The 17,342-nt window shown below is 58.9% G+C and carries 18 protein-coding genes and 1 riboswitch; of the genes, 6 read left to right on the top strand and 12 right to left on the bottom strand.

What is annotated here, in order from left to right; genetic code table 11:
- Window positions 1-7 precede the first annotated feature (7 nt).
- A complete protein-coding gene (locus ABIE02_RS04555) occupies window positions 8-1,114 on the top strand; it encodes an ABC transporter permease (RefSeq protein WP_032617152.1) in 1,107 nt (368 codons plus the stop codon).
- On the opposite strand, the gene ABIE02_RS04560 is transcribed toward ABIE02_RS04555, so the two are convergent.
- Entirely contained in the window at window positions 1,076-1,486 is a 411-nt protein-coding gene (locus ABIE02_RS04560; protein ID WP_032617151.1) for a YbhQ family protein, read from the bottom strand. The two genes, ABIE02_RS04555 and ABIE02_RS04560, sit on opposite strands and share 39 nt — an antisense overlap.
- Before the next feature lie 132 nt (window positions 1,487-1,618).
- On the opposite strand from ABIE02_RS04560, the gene ABIE02_RS04565 reads away from it, so the two are divergent.
- The 3 genes from ABIE02_RS04565 to ABIE02_RS04575 are packed head-to-tail and all read left to right on the top strand — an operon-like array spanning window position 1,619 to window position 4,580.
- On the top strand, window positions 1,619-2,380 hold the full coding sequence (locus ABIE02_RS04565; protein ID WP_032617150.1) for an endonuclease/exonuclease/phosphatase family protein: 762 nt from the start codon (window positions 1,619-1,621) through the stop codon (window positions 2,378-2,380).
- A complete protein-coding gene (gene clsB / locus ABIE02_RS04570; protein WP_032617149.1) occupies window positions 2,377-3,618 on the top strand; it encodes a cardiolipin synthase ClsB in 1,242 nt (413 codons plus the stop codon). Before ABIE02_RS04565 ends, clsB begins: the two co-directional genes overlap by 4 nt.
- On the top strand, window positions 3,618-4,580 hold the full coding sequence (locus ABIE02_RS04575; protein WP_032617148.1) for a lysylphosphatidylglycerol synthase domain-containing protein: 963 nt from the start codon (window positions 3,618-3,620) through the stop codon (window positions 4,578-4,580). The genes clsB and ABIE02_RS04575 overlap by 1 nt, the downstream gene beginning before the upstream one ends.
- A gap of 87 nt (window positions 4,581-4,667) precedes the next feature.
- Here the strand turns inward: ABIE02_RS04575 and ABIE02_RS04580 are convergent, their stop codons facing one another.
- From ABIE02_RS04580 to moaA, 6 genes are all read right to left on the bottom strand, one after another.
- Window positions 4,668-5,375, bottom strand: a complete 708-nt coding sequence (locus ABIE02_RS04580) for a Bax inhibitor-1/YccA family protein (protein WP_032617147.1) — start codon at window positions 5,373-5,375, stop codon at window positions 4,668-4,670.
- A 58-nt stretch (window positions 5,376-5,433) separates the two neighbouring features.
- Window positions 5,434-5,886 carry a molybdopterin synthase catalytic subunit MoaE gene (gene moaE, locus ABIE02_RS04585; protein WP_336994760.1) on the bottom strand — a complete coding sequence of 151 codons (453 nt, stop codon included), beginning with the start codon at window positions 5,884-5,886 and terminating at the stop codon, window positions 5,434-5,436.
- Window position 5,887: 1 nt separating this feature from the next.
- The gene (gene moaD / locus ABIE02_RS04590; RefSeq protein WP_144883846.1) at window positions 5,888-6,133 is read right to left on the bottom strand and encodes a molybdopterin synthase sulfur carrier subunit; all 246 of its coding nucleotides are present in this window, start codon (window positions 6,131-6,133) and stop codon (window positions 5,888-5,890) included.
- Window positions 6,126-6,611: a cyclic pyranopterin monophosphate synthase MoaC gene (moaC, locus tag ABIE02_RS04595; protein WP_059308466.1), complete on the bottom strand. Its 486-nt coding sequence runs from the start codon at window positions 6,609-6,611 to the stop codon at window positions 6,126-6,128. The genes moaD and moaC overlap by 8 nt, the downstream gene beginning before the upstream one ends.
- 3 nt (window positions 6,612-6,614) lie before the next feature.
- Window positions 6,615-7,127: a molybdenum cofactor biosynthesis protein B gene (gene moaB, locus ABIE02_RS04600; RefSeq protein WP_103178765.1), complete on the bottom strand. Its 513-nt coding sequence runs from the start codon at window positions 7,125-7,127 to the stop codon at window positions 6,615-6,617.
- Window positions 7,128-7,147: 20 nt separating this feature from the next.
- Window positions 7,148-8,137 (bottom strand): GTP 3',8-cyclase MoaA, encoded by a 990-nt coding sequence (gene moaA / locus ABIE02_RS04605; protein ID WP_032617142.1) that lies wholly within the window; start codon window positions 8,135-8,137, stop codon window positions 7,148-7,150.
- A riboswitch (molybdenum cofactor riboswitch) is annotated at window positions 8,125-8,259 on the bottom strand. Its footprint overlaps the gene before it by 13 nt.
- A gap of 225 nt (window positions 8,260-8,484) precedes the next feature.
- Here moaA and yvcK point away from each other — a divergent pair.
- The gene (gene yvcK, locus ABIE02_RS04610; RefSeq protein WP_191153029.1) at window positions 8,485-9,393 is read left to right on the top strand and encodes a uridine diphosphate-N-acetylglucosamine-binding protein YvcK; all 909 of its coding nucleotides are present in this window, start codon (window positions 8,485-8,487) and stop codon (window positions 9,391-9,393) included.
- 843 nt (window positions 9,394-10,236) lie between these two features.
- On the opposite strand, the gene uvrB is transcribed toward yvcK, so the two are convergent.
- Window positions 10,237-12,252, bottom strand: a complete 2,016-nt coding sequence (gene uvrB, locus ABIE02_RS04615) for an excinuclease ABC subunit UvrB (RefSeq protein WP_103791935.1) — start codon at window positions 12,250-12,252, stop codon at window positions 10,237-10,239.
- A 745-nt stretch (window positions 12,253-12,997) separates the two neighbouring features.
- Here uvrB and ABIE02_RS04620 point away from each other — a divergent pair.
- Window positions 12,998-13,705, top strand: a complete 708-nt coding sequence (locus ABIE02_RS04620; RefSeq protein WP_130589145.1) for an ABC transporter ATP-binding protein — start codon at window positions 12,998-13,000, stop codon at window positions 13,703-13,705.
- Here the strand turns inward: ABIE02_RS04620 and bioD are convergent.
- The 4 genes from bioD to bioB are packed head-to-tail and all read right to left on the bottom strand — an operon-like array spanning window position 13,665 to window position 17,295.
- On the bottom strand, window positions 13,665-14,369 hold the full coding sequence (gene bioD, locus ABIE02_RS04625) for a dethiobiotin synthase (RefSeq protein ID WP_072250856.1): 705 nt from the start codon (window positions 14,367-14,369) through the stop codon (window positions 13,665-13,667). The two genes, ABIE02_RS04620 and bioD, sit on opposite strands and share 41 nt — an antisense overlap.
- Window positions 14,362-15,117 carry a malonyl-ACP O-methyltransferase BioC gene (gene bioC / locus ABIE02_RS04630; RefSeq protein WP_204231050.1) on the bottom strand — a complete coding sequence of 252 codons (756 nt, stop codon included), beginning with the start codon at window positions 15,115-15,117 and terminating at the stop codon, window positions 14,362-14,364. Before bioC ends, bioD begins: the two co-directional genes overlap by 8 nt.
- On the bottom strand, window positions 15,101-16,258 hold the full coding sequence (bioF, locus tag ABIE02_RS04635; protein ID WP_032617128.1) for an 8-amino-7-oxononanoate synthase: 1,158 nt from the start codon (window positions 16,256-16,258) through the stop codon (window positions 15,101-15,103). The genes bioC and bioF overlap by 17 nt, the downstream gene beginning before the upstream one ends.
- Window positions 16,255-17,295, bottom strand: coding sequence for a biotin synthase BioB (bioB, locus tag ABIE02_RS04640; RefSeq protein ID WP_144839853.1), 1,041 nt, complete (start codon window positions 17,293-17,295; stop codon window positions 16,255-16,257). The genes bioF and bioB overlap by 4 nt, the downstream gene beginning before the upstream one ends.
- Window positions 17,296-17,342 lie beyond the last annotated feature (47 nt).

Below are 17,342 nucleotides of genomic sequence, written 5' to 3' on the forward strand. Positions count from 1 at the left end.
CGACACTATGCTTTACCGTTTATGGACGTTGATTCGCAAAGAGCTGCAATCGCTGCTGCGCGAGCCGCAGACCCGGGCAATTTTAATATTGCCGGTGCTGATCCAGGTGCTGCTGTTCCCGTGGGCGGCCACCCTGGAGGTGACCAATGCCACCATTGCCGTCTATAACGAAGATAACGGCAAGCATTCGGTGGAGCTGACTCAGCGATTCGCCCGCGCCAAAGCCTTTACCCACGTGCTGATCCTCAATAGCCCACAGGAGATCCAGCCAACCATCGACACGCAAAAGGCGCTATTGCTGGTGCGCTTCCCGGCCGATTTTTCCCGTAACCTGGACACCCTGCAAACCGCCCCCATGCAGCTGATCCTCGACGGGCGTAACTCCAACAGCGCGCAGATTGCCGCTAACTATTTGCAGCAGGTAGTGAAAACGTATCAGCAGGAGTTGATGGAGGGCAAACCGAAGCCGAACAACAGCGAGCTGGTGGTGCGCAACTGGTATAACCCGAACCTCGACTACAAATGGTTTGTGGTGCCGTCGCTGATCGCCATGATCACCACCATTGGGGTGATGATTGTCACGTCGCTGTCGGTGGCGCGCGAGCGCGAACAGGGCACGCTGGATCAGCTGCTGGTCTCCCCGCTGGCGACCTGGCAAATCTTCGTCGGCAAAGCGGTGCCTGCGCTGATTGTCGCCACCTTCCAGGCCAGTATCGTGCTGGCGATTGGCATCTGGGCCTATCACATCCCCTTTGCCGGTTCACTGGCGTTGTTTTACTTCACGATGGTGATATACGGACTGTCGCTGGTGGGATTTGGTCTGTTGATCTCGGCGCTCTGTTCAACCCAGCAGCAGGCGTTTATCGGGGTGTTCGTCTTCATGATGCCGGCGATTTTGCTCTCGGGCTATGTCTCGCCGGTTGAGAATATGCCGGTCTGGTTGCAGAACCTGACCTGGGTGAACCCGATTCGGCACTTCACCGATATCACCAAGCAGATCTATCTCAAGGATGCGAGTCTGGATATTGTGTGGGGGAGTTTGTGGCCGCTACTGGTAATAGCGGCCGTGACAGGCTCAGTGGCGTACGCGATGTTTAGACGCAATATCGCGTAGCTTTTTATCTTTGGTTAACAGTGAAACGATCGCAGGCCCTGCAAGGATCGCCAGGCCTGCGACGGCCAGCAAAAAGTTGTTTTGCAGTACCCGGGACAACAACCACAGCACAATGACTGCCGCGCCAAAATACCAGGTGGTGGTCAGCTCTTCGAGCACATCCGCCACTTCGCGCCAGCGCTCTTCATGGTGACGCTGTAAAAAGAGCATTAACAGTACGGTGACGCCGTACAACACACATAATCCCAGGCCGACCCGCACCAGGGTTCCGCTCATCCAGGCCATCACCAGTACAGCCACTACCAATAAATGCAACATAATCTGCCAGCAACTGAGGCCGGTCGCGACGCGTATGCGTTGTTGCCACTTCATGGCACTCTCCTGAAGGATTTTACTCTGCTTGTTCAGACTATCGCACTTTACGGAAAATTCCGTAACACAGCACCTTTTTGTGACGACGACTACACTTTATTTTCATCAGGATAGAGACGCGGGAAGGAGTGTATGGCCCAACAAACCCGGCATTTTTCGCTAAAAGTGTTAACGATCAACATTCATAAAGGATTCGCGGCTTTCAACCGCCGTTTCATTCTGCCCGAACTGCGCGACGCCGTACGTACCGTCAGCGCCGATGTCGTCTGCCTGCAGGAGGTCATGGGCGCGCATGAGGTGCATCCGATGCATGTGGAGAACTGGCCCGATACCAGCCACTACGAATTTCTGGCTGACACCATGTGGAGCGATTATGCCTACGGGCGTAACGCCGTCTATCCAGAAGGGCATCACGGCAACGCGATCCTCTCCCGCTACCCCATCGAACACTATGAAAACCACGATGTCTCGGTTGGCGAGAGCGAAAAGCGCGGGCTGCTTTACTGTCGGCTTGCCGTACCGGAGCTGACCATGCCGCTGCATGTGGCCTCGGTTCACCTTGGCCTGCGGGAAGCCCACCGTCAGGCGCAGCTGCAGATGATGGCCGAATGGGTCAACGCCCTGCCGGAAGGCGATCCGGTGGTGGTGGCTGGCGACTTTAATGACTGGCGCCAGCGCGCCAGCCATCCGCTGAAGGCGGAGGCCGGGCTGGAGGAAGTGTTCACCCTTGCTCACGGCCGACCTGCCCGCACCTTCCCGGTAAGGTTCCCGCTGCTGCGTCTTGATCGTATCTATGTCAAAAATGCCCATGCCAGCAGCCCAACCGCGCTGGCCCTGAGTAACTGGCGTCATCTCTCCGACCATGCACCGTTAAGTGCGGAGATCCATTTATGAAAAGTTCATGGCAAAGCGGTAACCGGATCAAGCTGCTGGAAAATGGCGATCAATTTTACCCGGCGGTCTTTGCTGCCATTGATAAGGCGCAGAGTCGGGTGTTCCTTGAGACCTTCATCTGGTTCGATGACAGTGTGGGCCGCAAGCTGCATGCCGTTATCCTGCGTGCAGCCCAGCGTGGGGTACATATCGAAGTGCTGCTCGACGGCTACGGCTCCCCCGACCTCGACGACGACTTTGTAGGGGAACTCACCGCAGCAGGCGTGGTATTCCGTTACTACGATCCGCGCCCTCCTCTGTTTGGTATGCGCACAAACGTGTTCCGCCGCATGCACCGTAAAATTGTGGTGGTGGATGAGCAGGTGGCATTTGTCGGCGGCATTAACTACTCCGCCGAACATATGTCGGACTACGGCCCGGAGGCGAAACAGGATTATGCCGTCCAGGTCGAAGGGCCAGTGGTGCAGGATATTTTGCAGTTTGTCGTGGAAAACCTGCCCGGCAAAGCCGCCGTGCGTCGCTGGTGGAAGCGGCGCCATCGCCCCGAAGAGAACACCAAACCGGGCGAAGCCCAGGCGCTGTTTGTCTGGCGTGATAACGAAGAGCACCGGGATGATATTGAGCGGCACTATCTGAAGATGCTGGCCAACGCCCGGCGCGAAGTGATCATCGCCAACGCCTATTTCTTCCCGGGCTATCGTCTGCTGCACGCCATGCGTAACGCGGCCCGTCGCGGCGTGCGGGTTAAGCTGATTGTGCAGGGCGAGCCGGATATGCCGATTGTCACGGTGGGCGCGCGCCTGCTCTACAACTATCTGGTGAAAGGTGGCGTAGAGATTTACGAATACCGCCGCCGTCCGCTGCACGGCAAGGTGGCGCTGATGGACGATCACTGGGTGACCGTCGGCTCCAGTAACCTCGACCCCCTCAGCCTGTCGCTGAATCTGGAGGCCAACCTGATTATTCACGATCGCGAGTTTAACCAGACCTTGCGCGATAATCTTTCCGCCATTATCGCCGAGGATTGCGTGCGGGTTGATGAAACCATGGTGCCGAAACGCACCTGGTGGAATCTGGGCAAAAGCGTGCTGGTGTTCCACTTCCTGCGTCACTTCCCGGCCCTGGTGGGTTGGCTGCCGGCCCATACGCCTAAGCTGGCGCAAGTGCCGCCACCGGTACAACCCGAAATGGAGACCCAGGATCGGGTCGAAGCAGGTAGCACGGGAGTGAAACCCTGATGAGCAAAAAACATTCGCGCTGGCGTCTGGCAAAAAAGATCCTCACCTGGGTGTTTTTTATTGCCGTTGCGGTGCTGCTGGTGGTTTACGCGAAAAAGGTCGACTGGGCTGAAGTCTGGAAGGTTATTCGTGACTACGACCGTATGTCGCTGATGGGCGCGGTGGCGCTGGTGGTGCTGAGTTATCTACTGTATGGCTGTTACGACCTGCTCGGACGGGTCTACTGTGGGCATAAGCTGGCTAAACGCCAGGTTATGCTGGTGTCGTTTATCTGCTATGCCTTCAACCTGACTCTGAGCACCTGGGTGGGCGGCATCGGGATGCGCTACCGGCTCTATTCCCGCCTGGGGCTGCCCAGCAGTACCATCACGCGGATCTTCTCCCTGAGCATTACCACCAACTGGCTGGGCTATATCCTGCTGGGCGGGGTGATCTTTACCGCCGGGGTGGTGCAACTGCCTGACCACTGGTACATCGACCAGTCTACGCTGCGCATTCTTGGCGTGGTATTGCTGCTGGTGATTGCCGTCTATCTGTGGGCCTGCGCCTTTGCCAAACATCGCCATATGACCATCAAAGGACAGAAGCTGGTGCTGCCTTCCTGGCGCTTTGCGCTGGCGCAGATGGCCATTTCTGCCGCTAACTGGATGGCGATGGGGGCGATTATCTGGCTGCTGATGGGCGAAGATGTGAACTACTTCTTCGTGCTGGGGGTGCTGCTGGTGAGCAGTATTGCCGGGGTGATTGTGCATATCCCGGCCGGGATCGGCGTGCTGGAAGCGGTGTTTATTGCCCTGCTGGCGGGGGAACATGTCTCCCACGGCACCATTATCGCCGCCCTGCTGGCCTACCGTATGCTCTATTACTTCCTGCCGCTGGCGCTGGCGACGGTCTGTTATCTGGTGCTGGAGAGCCGGGCGAAGAAAATGCGGGCCAAAAACGAGCAGCAGATGGCGAAGTGATGTCCCCTCACCTCAACCCTCTCCCCATCGGGGAGAGGGAGAAGTCCTTTGCAGGCCCGGCAAGCAACGCGCCGCCGGGCATGACGATTAACGGCGGTTGCCGAAGATGCGCAGCAGCATCAGGAACAGGTTGATGAAGTCCAGATAGAGCGTCAGCGCCCCAAGAATGGAGTATTTGCGCAGGTTTGAACTGTCGCGCACGTCAATCTGCTCACCGATATTTTTCAGCTTCTGCGTGTCGTAGGCCGTCAGCCCAACAAACACAATCACCCCGATATAGGTCACCGCCCACATCAGCGCTTCGCTCTTCAGCCAGAAGTTCACCAGCGAGGCCAGCACGATACCAATCAGCGCCATAAACAGCATATTGCCAAAGCCGCTCAGATCGCGTTTGGTGGTGTAGCCGTAGAGACTCATCGCGCCAAACATCCCGCCCGCCACGACAAAGGTGCTGGCAATCGAGGAGTAGGTGTAGACGATGAAGATGCTGGAGAGTGTCAGGCCGGTGAGCGCCGAGTAGAGCATAAACAGCGTGGTGGCCATCCCGGCACTGAGTTTATGCACTAGCCCCGACAGGACAAATACCAGCACCAGTTGGGCGATGATCAGGCCGAAAAAGGTAATTTTGCTGGAGAAGACGAACATCATCACGGCGGGGGTGTTCGCAGAAAACCACGCGACAAACGCGGTGAGCAATAAACCGCAGGTCATCCAGCCGTAGACCTGGGCCATGTAAGTTTGCAGCCCGGTACGGCTCTGCTGAACGATGGAATCGGAACGGGGAAATCTGTCCATAACATACTCCTTTTTAAGTGGACGCACTGTTATAGCCTAACACATCCCCGGAATCCGGCTACCAGCGGCTGGCGGCGTCCTTGTCGCTGTCGCGGGATTCCACCCAACGCTCCCCTTCCGGGGTGGCTTCGCGCTTCCAGAACGGGGCGCGGGTTTTCAGATAATCCATAATGAACTCGCCCGCGGCAAAGGCGCCGCCGCGATGGGCGCTGGTGACACCCACAAAGACAATCTCTTCTCCGGGCCACATTTCACCGATGCGGTGGATAACCGTCACCCGGCCGAGCGGCCAGCGTTCACGGGCCTGTTCGACAATCTCTGCCAGCGCCTTTTCGGTCATGCCAGGATAGTGCTCCAGCGTTAACGCCTTTACGCTGTCGCCCAGATTATGGTTGCGCACTTTACCCGTGAAGGTGACCACCGCCCCGTCTTCGTCGCGCTCCGCCAGCCAGTTATATTCTGTGCCGACGTTGAAACGCGCCTCATCGACAACGATTTTGGTCTCTGTCATGTCAGCCCCCGGTCACCGGTGGGAAAAAGGCCACTTCATCGCCCGACGTAATCGGATGATTAAATTCCACCAGGGTCTGATTCACCGCCGCCAGCAACTTACCGGCGTCCAGCGCCAGTGCCCAGCGGTCGCTCTGCGCCGCCAGATGAGCCCGCAGCGCTTCTACGGTAGCGAATTCGTTATCCAGCGTCAGGCTGTCGATATTGACCAGCTCGCGAACCTGCGCAAAAAACAGCACTTTAATCATTTTCTTCCGCCCTGAAATCACCCGATTTACCGCCGCTTTTCGCCAGCAGGCGAACCGGCCCGATCACCATATCCTTCTGCACCGCTTTGCACATGTCGTAGATGGTTAATGCCGCCACCGACGCGGCGGTCAACGCTTCCATCTCCACCCCGGTCTTGCCCGTCAGGCGGCAGAGGGATTCGATGCGTACCCGGTTATGTTCCGGTTCGGCCCGTAGATTCACTTCCACTTTGCTGAGCATCAGCGGATGGCACAGCGGGATAAGATCCCAGGTGCGTTTCGCCGCCTGGATCCCGGCGATGCGCGCCGTGGCGAAGACATCCCCTTTGTGGTGGCTGCCGTCAATGATCATGGCCAGGGTTTCGGGGAGCATGGTGACGAACGCTTCCGCGCGGGCTTCACGTACGGTCTCGGCTTTGGCGGAGACATCCACCATATGGGCTTCGCCCGCGGCGTTAATGTGGGTCAGTTGCGACATAACTTACTTCTTCAGATGTGGATGGAAATTACACGGACGCGTGCGGGCATCCAGCTGCGGGGCAATAATGTTTTCCCATGCGGTGCGGCACGCTTTGGTGGAACCCGGCATAGCAAAAATCACCGTGTTGTTGGCGATACCGGCGACAGCGCGCGACTGCAAGGTAGAGGTGCCGATCTCTTCGAATGAGAGCATGCGGAACACTTCCCCAAAGCCTTCGATCTCGCGGTCGAACAGCGGGAGCAGTGCTTCCGGGGCCTGATCGCCCGCGGTAAACCCGGTGCCGCCGGTGATCAGCACCACCTGTACGTTGTCACTGGCGATCCAGCGCGACACTTCTGCGCGAATGGCGTAGCGGTTCTCTTTGACGATGGCCTTATCGACAATCTGATGCCCCGCCTCGTGGGCTGCATCGCGCAGCCAGTGGCCGGAGGTGTCATCCTCTTCGCCGCGACGTTCGGAAACGGTAAGGATAGCAATACGCGTCGGGATAAATTCTGCGCTTACCTGACTCATCTTCTGGTTCCTTGTAGCGATTACCCGCCAATATAGGACAGGTTCTGGGTGATCCCGGTGTTGCCCTGATGCAGGAAGTGGGTCTGTTTTTTGTGCATCAGCGCCTCAGAAATGCGCGCTTCCAGTGCCTGCTGCTGGGCATCATCGGCCAGCAGATCGCGCAGGTCGACGCCACCGTCGCCAAACAGGCACAGGTGCAGCTTGCCCACCGACGAGACACGCAGGCGGTTGCAGCTGGCGCAGAAGTCTTTTTCATACGGCATGATAAGCCCGATCTCCCCTTCGTAATCGGGGTGACAAAAGACCTGCGCCGGGCCGTCGCTACGCTGGCGAAGCTGGTGGATCCAGCCGCGTCTGAGCAGTTCATCGCGCAGCACCATGCCGGAGATGTGATGACGGGCGAAGAGGTCGCTGCCCTCGCCGGTTTCCATCAGCTCGATAAAACGCAGTTGTATGCGGCGGGGTTTGATCCACGCCAGGAAGGTATCCAGCTGATGATGGTTTACATCGCGCATCAGCACGGTGTTGACCTTCACCTTGTCGAAGCCCGCCGTAAAGGCCGCATCGATGCCCTCCATCACCTGGCGGAATTTGTCCTGCCCGGTGATGGCGTGAAACTGGCGGGCATCCAGGCTGTCGACGCTGACGTTAATGGCCGTCAGCCCCGCCTCGCGCCACTGGGCGACATCGCGCGCCAGACGATAACCATTGGTGGTCACCGCAATCTGACGGATGGCGTCGTTTTCACGTACCGCCGCGAGGATCTCAGTGAAATCCCGGCGCAGCGAGGGTTCGCCGCCGGTGAGACGGATCTTCTCTGTTCCCATGGCGGCAAAGGCGCGCGTCACGCGGCGCACTTCATCCACGGAGAGAAAGCCGTTATTGGTGGTGTCGCCCGGCTTGTAGCCGTCCGGCAGACAGTAGGTGCAACGGAAATTGCACACATCGGTAATAGACAAACGCAGGTAAAAAAACTTACGCGCGAATGCATCGGTAAGTTGTGATGCCATGTACACCTTTCCTGATACGGGAGGCACAGTCATTTCTTTCTGTACCCTGGTGGCGAAACCGCCACGGCCAGAGCACCATATCTTTCGACACAGGCGCAAAGGCTAGAGTGTATGTTTTCGATTACGAAAACGTGGTTATGCCGATAGTAGCGTGTTAAAAGCAGTTTCGCTATTACCGTCTTTCGTTATATAAACTTGTATATATCGACATGTTCGTGCCATTTCGATCCAGAATACGTCATTATCAAATTCTTGCATTGATATATGTCATTTTGCCCCCGGCGTAGCATCGTCATTTAGGGGTAGTTGAGTTACTGTTAAGATGTTCGTCTTACTAAGGAATTTCTATGCGCAATCGCATTTTTGCTGATCTCGACCGTGTCGTCGCTCTCGGCGGAGGCCACGGACTGGGCCGGGTTATGTCCTCGTTGTCATCGCTCGGTTCACGGCTGACCGGGATCGTTACCACCACCGATAACGGTGGCTCCACCGGACGCATTCGACGCGCCGAAGGGGGGATCGCCTGGGGGGATATGCGCAACTGCTTAAATCAGCTTATCACTGAACCCAGCGTCGCTTCCGCTATGTTTGAGTATCGTTTTGGCGGTAATGGCGAGCTTTCGGGGCATAACCTCGGAAACCTGATGTTAAAGGCGCTGGACCATCTCAGCGTGCGGCCTCTGGAGGCGATCAATTTAATTCGTAATCTGTTAAAAGTGGATGCGTTTTTGATTCCGATGTCCGAACATCCGGTCGATTTAATGGCTATCGACAGTCACGACCATGAAGTGTATGGCGAAGTGAATATCGACCAGTTGGACCTGCCGCCAAAAGAGTTGATGCTCTACCCCACCGTTCCGGCCACCCGGGAAGCGGTAGAGGCGATTGGCGAAGCAGATCTGATTCTGATTGGCCCCGGCAGTTTTTACACCAGTCTGATACCGCTGCTGCTCATCAAAGAGCTGGCCCAGGCGCTGCGCCGGACGCCCGCACCGGTGGTCTACATCGGCAATCTGGGCCGTGAACTCAGCCCTGCCGCCGCCGGGCTTTCGCTGCCCGCTAAGTTGGCGCTGATGGAGCAGTATGTCGGCAAAAAGATTATTGATGCGGTGGTGGTCGGGCCGAACGCGGATGTATCAGGGATGCAAGGCCGAGTGGTGATCCAGGAGCCGCTGGAGGCCAGCGATATCAAGTATCGTCATGATCGGCATTTACTGCGCGTGGCGCTGGAGAAGGCTATTCAGGCGTTAGGTTGAGATTGTGGGCGCTACGCTTACCGAGCCTACGGGCTGGTGCGATCTGGTGCCCTCATGGCGGCCTTCTCACACCGAGAGGAGGTGTAAACCCTAAAAATGGCAGCCTTCGGCTGTAATGCCAGGCAGTTGAGCAATTCGATATTTCTAAGGGACTGAAGTGGACAGGTTCCGCTCACTAAAGCACCTCTGCTTTATGCCCCCTCCGCTGCGGTGAACGTGCCAGGGGGGCTCGCCGCCTCCCCCCTGGCTACCCCGGCTCCCGGCAAAGAAAATCGCCGCTTCGCAGAATATTCGCCCCATCCCCGAGCCTCACCCCTTCGGGGCCAGCGCAGGCGCTGTTCAACATTGCTCCCGGCAATTTTGTCCTCAGCTTATTCCCTCCGGCTTTCGGGCGGGGCACCAGCCTGCATCCCTGCAGGCTATACCCTCTCGGCGCGTCCCTGCGCCTCGCCCTGGCCTTACGGAAACGCTTCGTCGATTTTCAGCCGGATTCACGCTCCCTCACGCTTCTCAGCTATCTGAATGTGGCACCGGTGTTGAGTCCCCTCTGAAACCGGCGAACCGGAGACCGGATGACAAGGGCTGGACGCCAGGGATGGCGGCCAGAGGCGAATCGAGACAGGATGTCGAGTTGAGCCGACCGCAGGCAGCCGGTCGGGAGGTGAGCGCAGTGCGAAGCACCGGTTTCATTGCGGGGCCGCGGGGATTGACAAGGGGGGCCCGGCGGCCCCCCTTGTCACGTTCACGGGTTGTGGAATGCCATATTCTGCTGAACATGAGGTGAACGGAACAATCCGCCGAGCTTAACGGCATCACAGCCTACGGCTGCCAGTTCGCTTTTACCTAGGACGCGGCGATAAACAGATCCCGCAGCTGGTGCAGCTGGTCGCGGATCTGCGCGGCCTCCTCGAACTCCAGATTCTGCGCATGCTGCATCATCTGCCCTTCCAGTTCATGAATTTTCTGCTGCAGCGCCTTCGGCGTCAGGGCAACGGTATCGGCCTCCACCGGTGAGCGCGACTTGCCGCGACCTTTCGCTTTGGTTTTGGCGATGTTCTGGCCGAGCGCCAGGATATCCACCACCTTCTTGTTCAGACCCTGCGGCGTAATGCCGTGCTCTTCGTTGTAGGCCTGCTGCTTCTCGCGACGGCGTTCGGTTTCCCCAATCGCTTTTGCCATTGAGGGGGTGATTTTATCGCCGTAGAGAATCGCTTTGCCGTTGACGTTACGCGCGGCGCGTCCAATGGTCTGGATAAGCGAGCGCTCAGAGCGCAGGAAGCCCTCTTTATCGGCATCCAGAATCGCCACCAGCGACACTTCCGGCATATCCAGCCCTTCACGCAGCAAGTTGATCCCCACCAGCACGTCGAACTCGCCAAGACGCAGATCGCGGATGATCTCCATTCGCTCCACGGTGTCGATATCGGAGTGCAGATAGCGCACCTTCTCGCCGTGCTCCTCGAGGTATTCGGTCAGATCCTCGGCCATGCGTTTGGTCAGGGTGGTGACAAGCACGCGCTCGTTGATGGCCGACCGGGCGCGGATCTCCGACAGCAGGTCATCCACCTGCGTCGCGACCGGGCGCACTTCGATAATCGGATCCAGCAGGCCTGTCGGACGCACCACCTGATCGACCACTTCGTCGCCCGATTTCTCCAGTTCGTAGTTGCCCGGCGTCGCGGAAACGTAAATGGTTTGCGGTGCCAGCGCCTCAAACTCTTCAAATTTCATTGGGCGGTTATCCAGCGCTGACGGCAGGCGGAAGCCGTACTCCACCAGGGTCTCTTTACGCGCCCGGTCGCCGCGATACATCCCGCCAATCTGCGGAATGGTGACGTGGGATTCGTCCACCACCAGCAGGCCATCCGCCGGCAGGTAGTCGAACAGGGTTGGCGGTGCCTCCCCCGGCCCGCGGCCAGAGAGATAGCGCGAGTAGTTTTCAATCCCGGAGCAGTAGCCCAGCTCGTTCATCATCTCGAGATCGAACTGGGTACGCTGGCTGATACGTTGCTCTTCCAGCAGCTTGTTATTGTCCAGCAGCGTTTTGCGGCGATCCGCCAACTCGACTTTGATATCTTCCATCGCCTGCACGATGCGCTCGCGCGGGGTCACGTAGTGGGTTTTCGGGTAGACGGTGAAGCGCTGAATAATTGACTCCACCTGGCCGGTCAGCGGGTCAAACAGCGACAGACGCTCAACCTCTTCATCGAACAGCTCGACGCGCAGCGCGAAGTCGTCCGACTCGGCCGGGAAGATATCGATGACCTCCCCGCGAACGCGGAAGGTGCCGCGCTGGAACGCCTGATCGTTACGGGTATACTGCAGCTCCGCCAGCCGCCGCAAAATGGCGCGCTGATCGATAATCATCCCCTGGGTCAGGTGCAGCATCATCTTCAGGTAGAGATCGGGATCGCCGAGGCCGTAAATGGCTGATACCGATGCCACCACCACTACGTCACGGCGTTCAAGCAGCGCCTTGGTCGCGGACAGACGCATCTGCTCGATATGCTCGTTCACCGAGGCATCTTTTTCGATAAAGGTATCGGAGCTGGGGACGTAGGCTTCCGGCTGATAGTAGTCGTAGTACGAGACGAAATACTCCACCGCATTTTCGGGGAAGAACTCTTTCATCTCGCCGTACAGCTGCGCAGCCAGCGTTTTATTCGGTGCCAGCACCATGGTCGGCCGCTGCAGATCGGCGATCACGTTGGCGACGGTGAAGGTTTTACCCGAACCGGTTACGCCCAGCAGCGTCTGGTGTGCAAGCCCATCCTCCAGCCCCTCTTTCAGACGGCGAATCGCTTCAGGCTGATCGCCGGAAGGACGGAAAGCGGAATTCAGTTTGAACGGTTTACTCATGAGCGGCGACCTGATGATGGTTAATACGGCAGGTGTGTAATTTTACTCCTGATGGCTATTTTTGCCAGTAAATTATACTGGATATAAATCCAGTGGCATCCGCGCCGTTTTGTGCCAGCAGCAGTGGGAATCGAGCGAAGCTGCGTAAAATTTCGGCTGCAACGGGATAAAATTCCAACAGGGGTGGGTTATCCCCAGAACTTTTCATTTTTTAACATTTGTCAAGGCGAGCCGCTGGACTTCACCCCTGCAAGTTGACACTTTGATGACAATGATTGCTTTTATTTAACGCTTTGATCTTCTTAAAAATTTTCAAAAAGACGCGTTTCGCAGCAATTCAGGCGCAGGCCGCGTATTCTCTCGCTTACCTTGTGTTTTCTAACTCTAATGCACATGGTTATCCACAGGAATAGTGGATAACTGCCGCCAGCCCATACGGAACGTGACTCGGCTCGTTCCCGGTTTTTACCCACAACGGAACGGTAAAAAATTTTTATCGCCTAATTTTGGCGATCTGATGACCAAAATCACCGAAGGATTTGGTGAGATCCTGTTCACATTTTGACCAAAATCGCCCTGCACCAGGCGCATCTCAGAGGGCACCGACGCGGTGCATCGCCCCTGGCTCACCGCGCTGATTTTTGAGCCGATTCCGAAAAAAGCAGCTTTAAACGCCCTTTTATAGGCAGTGGCAAGAGTCTTGCAGAGTATCAGGTGTCACCGATGCCTGAAAAGGAGCACCACCATGTTAAGCCTGCGCGCCGTTAATCAGTATTACGGAGATCGCCACACCCTGTGGAACGTTGACCTCGATCTCCCCCCCGGCGTCTGCACCGGCGTACTCGGGCTACCCGGGATGGGGAAAACCACCCTCGTGAGCTGCATTGCTGGCCTGCTGCCGATTGCCAGCGGCACCATGGTCTGGCATGACGCCGGGGCCTCGCCCTGCGATTTGCAGCAGGCCAGGACGGGAATTAGCTTTGTGCCGCAGGACAGGCGGATCTTCTCGCAACTGACGGTAGAGGAAAATTTGCACATTGCGCGAATGGCGAAAGGCGTCGCGGGCGGGACAACAAGCCGCGACGTTTTTGAGTTCTTTCCCGAGCTTTATCCGCTGCGCCAGCTGCGGGCCTCCGGTCTTAACGACGATCAGCAATATCAGCTGGCGCTGGCGAACGCGCTGGTGACCCACCCTCGCCTGCTGATCCTCGACGAGCCGAGCCGTGGGACAGGCCAGTTATTTACTCTCAAACTGGCGCAACTGCTGCTCAGGTTCAACCGGGAGCTGGGGTTATCGGTACTGCTGGCCGAGCAGCACCTCTCCCTGATCCGCCGGGTAGCGGATCGCTTTTGCCTGCTTTACCGGGGGCGAAATGTAGCCCAGGGCAGGGTCAGCGAGCTGGATGATCCGCTTATAGCCCACTGGATGGGGCCTGCGGCGTCAGCGCAGTAAGGGAAAGATAGTGCCCGACGGTTGCGGTGTCCGCTTCGTCGCCCAGCCACGGGATTTCGCCCAACAAGGGGGCTGGCAGCACGCGCCTGAGCGTGGCCATGTATTCAGGATGGCGCTTGCCGGGCGGCACCACCCCGTTCGCTACCCAGCCTGCAAAATGCAGCCCAGCCTGGCGGATCGCCTGCGCGGTCAGCATGGCGTGGTTAATACAGCCCAGCTTCACCCCTACCACCAGGATCACCGGCAGGCGCTCGGCCATCACCCAGTCTGCGAAGGTCTGCTCCTGCGACAGCGGCGTAAACCAGCCGCCCGCGCCTTCCACCAGCACCCAGTCAGCCTGCGTCTCCAGCGTGCGTAACCCGGCGGAAAGCGTACTGAACAGGATCGGGCGCTGCTCATCCGCGCTGATGATATGCGGCGAGGTCGGCTCGGCAAAGGTGTAGGGATTGACCGCCGGATAGCTCAAGGCCACGCTACTGTTGCGTTGTAACGCCAGCGCATCGCTGTTACGCAGCCCTGCTGCGGTCATCTCGCTACCGGAGGCCACCGGTTTGTATCCCGCGGTATGGCGACCCAGCGCACGCGCCGCCTGTAACAGAGCGGTGCTGGCAACGGTTTTTCCGACCTCGGTGTCGGTGCCGGTGACAAAATAACGTTCAGTCACGTTCAATAATCCCATGAAAAAGTTGGTAAGAGAGCGGGAATTTTCCCGCCTGCTGTGGCCAGGCCTGGGCCAGCTGGTGCAGTTGCCCGCGGGTTAAGGGTTTACTCGACCGTCCGGCGTGAAGATGGGTGGCCCCAATCCCCTTCAGGGACTGCATGGCGCTGAGCGCATCGTCAAACAGCAGGGTGACGGTCTGGACCGCGGAGCGGTACTGCCAGCCGGACAGGGCGTCGTTTACCTGCTGCCCGGACAGAAACCGGTTGGCATGCGGCTGGGTATCTATCGCCTGCCAGGCCTGATTCAGCTCCGGCAGCGAGCCATTGAGCAGCGTCGTGAAGGCCACCTTGCCCCCCGGCTGCGCCACCCGGTAGAGTTCGGCCAGCGCCTGCGGCAGGCTGGCGCACCATTGCACCGCCAGATGGCTCCAGACGAGGCTGAACTGCCCCTCCGCCAGCGGAATGGCTTCGATATCGGCCTGCAGATAGTGGTCGGCCGCCTGGTTGCGACGCGCTTCCTCCAGCATCGGGGCGCAGAGATCCATCGCCGTCACGTGGCTCCCGGCCTTGCGCCAGGTGAGGCTGTTACTCCCCGGTCCGCAGCCCGCATCCAGCACGCGGGGGAAACGGTTTTCAGCGAGCAAGGCCCGCAGCCCGTCAGCGCTTTGCCGCTGGAGTCCGTCGTGGCGTGCGTAGCTGTGCGCCGCCCGGCCAAAGGCGGCGGCAATCGCCTGTTTATTCACTTGCGACATGCAGCGCCTCCAGTAATGCGGCGATATCAGCCGACTCATGGGCCGCCGTCAGGGTCAGGCGTAAGCGCGCCGTCCCTGCCGGCACGGTAGGAGGACGAATCGCGGTTACCCAGATCCCCTGCTGCCTGAGGGTGTGCGCCAGATGCAGCGCACGGGCGTTTTCGCCCACAATCAGCGGCTGAATGGCGCTCTGCGAGGCGGTGATCGTCATCGGGAGGTCACCCACACCCGCTCGGAACTGGCGGATATGCCCCGCCAGCCGCTGCCGACGCGCTTCACCTTCGTCGCTACGGATCAGGTTAAAGGCCGCCAGCAGCGCCACCGCCTGGGCGGGCGGCATACTGGTGCTGTAGATCAGGTGCCGGGCGAACTGCAGCAGGTAGTCGGCTACCGGGTCGCTGCACAGTACCGCCGCCCCGCTGATGCCAACGCCTTTGCCAAAGGTCACCACCAGCAGCTCGGGTTTTACCCCCTGCCCGGCGGCACTTCCTCGCCCTTCTGGCCCGGTGACGCCAATGCCGTGGGCATCGTCCACCAGCAGCCAGCTGCCCTGGCGCTGCGCTGCCGCATGGATCTCACCCAGCGGCGCGCTGTCGCCGTCCATGCTAAAGATCCCCTCGGTCACGACAAGCTGTTGCCCTTCGCAGGGTTTATCCAGCAGCGCGTCCAGCTGGGCGACATCGTTATGGGCAAAACGGCGTAACTGTGCCGGGCTAAGGCTGGCGGCCTCCAGCAGCGAGGCGTGGCTTAAGCGATCGGCCAGGATGCGATCGTCCTTGCCGGTCAGGGCAGCAATCAGCGCCTGATTGGCGGCAAAGCCGGATATAAACAGCAGCGCCCGGGGGTAGCCGAGCCAGTCAGCAAGATGCGCTTCCAGCGCCTGATGCGCATGGGTGTAGCCGCTCACGTGGCCGGATCCGCCGCTGCCCACCCCGTACTGCTCCGCGCCCTGTTGCCAGGCGCGGATGATCGCCGGGTGCTGGCTCAGGCCGAGATAGTCATTGCCGGAGAAATTGCAGTATTGCCGCTGCTCGCGGATGAGAAAGCGCCCCGCGCCGTGCTCCACCGGGGTGCGCACGCGCAGGGCATCTGCCGCCCGGCGCGCATCAAGGGCAGCATCGATGCGTTGTTGCCAGGTCATACCGTCGCCGCGTTGTAGAACTGGTCGGTATCGGCGTTGATCAACTGCTGTTCGAGCTGATACTGCTGCTCGTTATCGCCCGTCAGCACCGCGGTTTGCTGCGGATTCAGCCCCAGCTTGCGGAACAGCTGTACGTCTTTGTCCTCTTCCGGGTTCGGGGTGGTGAGCAGCTTGCAGCCGTAGAAAATGGAGTTGGCTCCGGCCATAAAGCACATCGCCTGGGTCTGCTCATTCATCTGCTCCCGGCCCGCCGAGAGGCGCACGAACGACGTCGGCATCATCACGCGCGCAACCGCAATGGTGCGAATAAAATCAAACGCGTCCACATCGTCGTTGTCGGCCAGCGGGGTGCCCTTCACCTTCACCAGCATGTTAATCGGCACGCTCTCCGGCGGGGTCGGCAGGTTCGCCAGTTGCAGGAGCAGACCGGCGCGATCGGTCACCGTCTCGCCCAAGCCGACAATCCCGCCCGAGCAGACCTTAATGCCCGCATCGCGCACTTTGTCCAGCGTATCCAGACGCTCCTGATAGGTGCGGGTGGTGATAATGTTGCCGTAGAACTCCGGGGAGGTGTCGAGGTTGTGGTTGTAGTAATCCAGCCCTGCCGAGGCAAGACGCTGGGCCTGGGTGTCGTCCAGCGTGCCGAGGGTCATACAGGCTTCGAGGCCCATGGCCTTCACACCCTGCACCATCTGCTCGAGGTAGGGCATGTCACGCTCGTGCGGGTTTTTCCATGCCGCGCCCATGCAGAAGCGGGTCGAACCGGCGTTTTTCGCCTGACGCGCCGACTCCAGCACCTGCTCTACCTCCATCAGGCGTTCGGATTCAAGGCCAGTCTTATAGCGCGCGCTTTGCGGGCAATATTTGCAATCTTCCGGGCAGGCGCCGGTTTTGATCGACAGCAGAGTACTGACCTGAACCTGCTGCGGGTCGAAATGCTGACGGTGGATCTGCTGCGCTTCAAACAGCAGTTCCAGCAGCGGTTTTTCAAATAATGCGGTGACTTGCGACAATGTCCAGCGAGTCTGGTGAGCCATGGGGCGTCTCCAAAGGGGTTTAGTTCAGGATGGGTTCGGGTTATGCT

This window comes from Leclercia sp. 1548 (assembly GCF_050435045.1).
Lineage (GTDB): Bacteria > Pseudomonadota > Gammaproteobacteria > Enterobacterales > Enterobacteriaceae > Enterobacter > Enterobacter adecarboxylatus.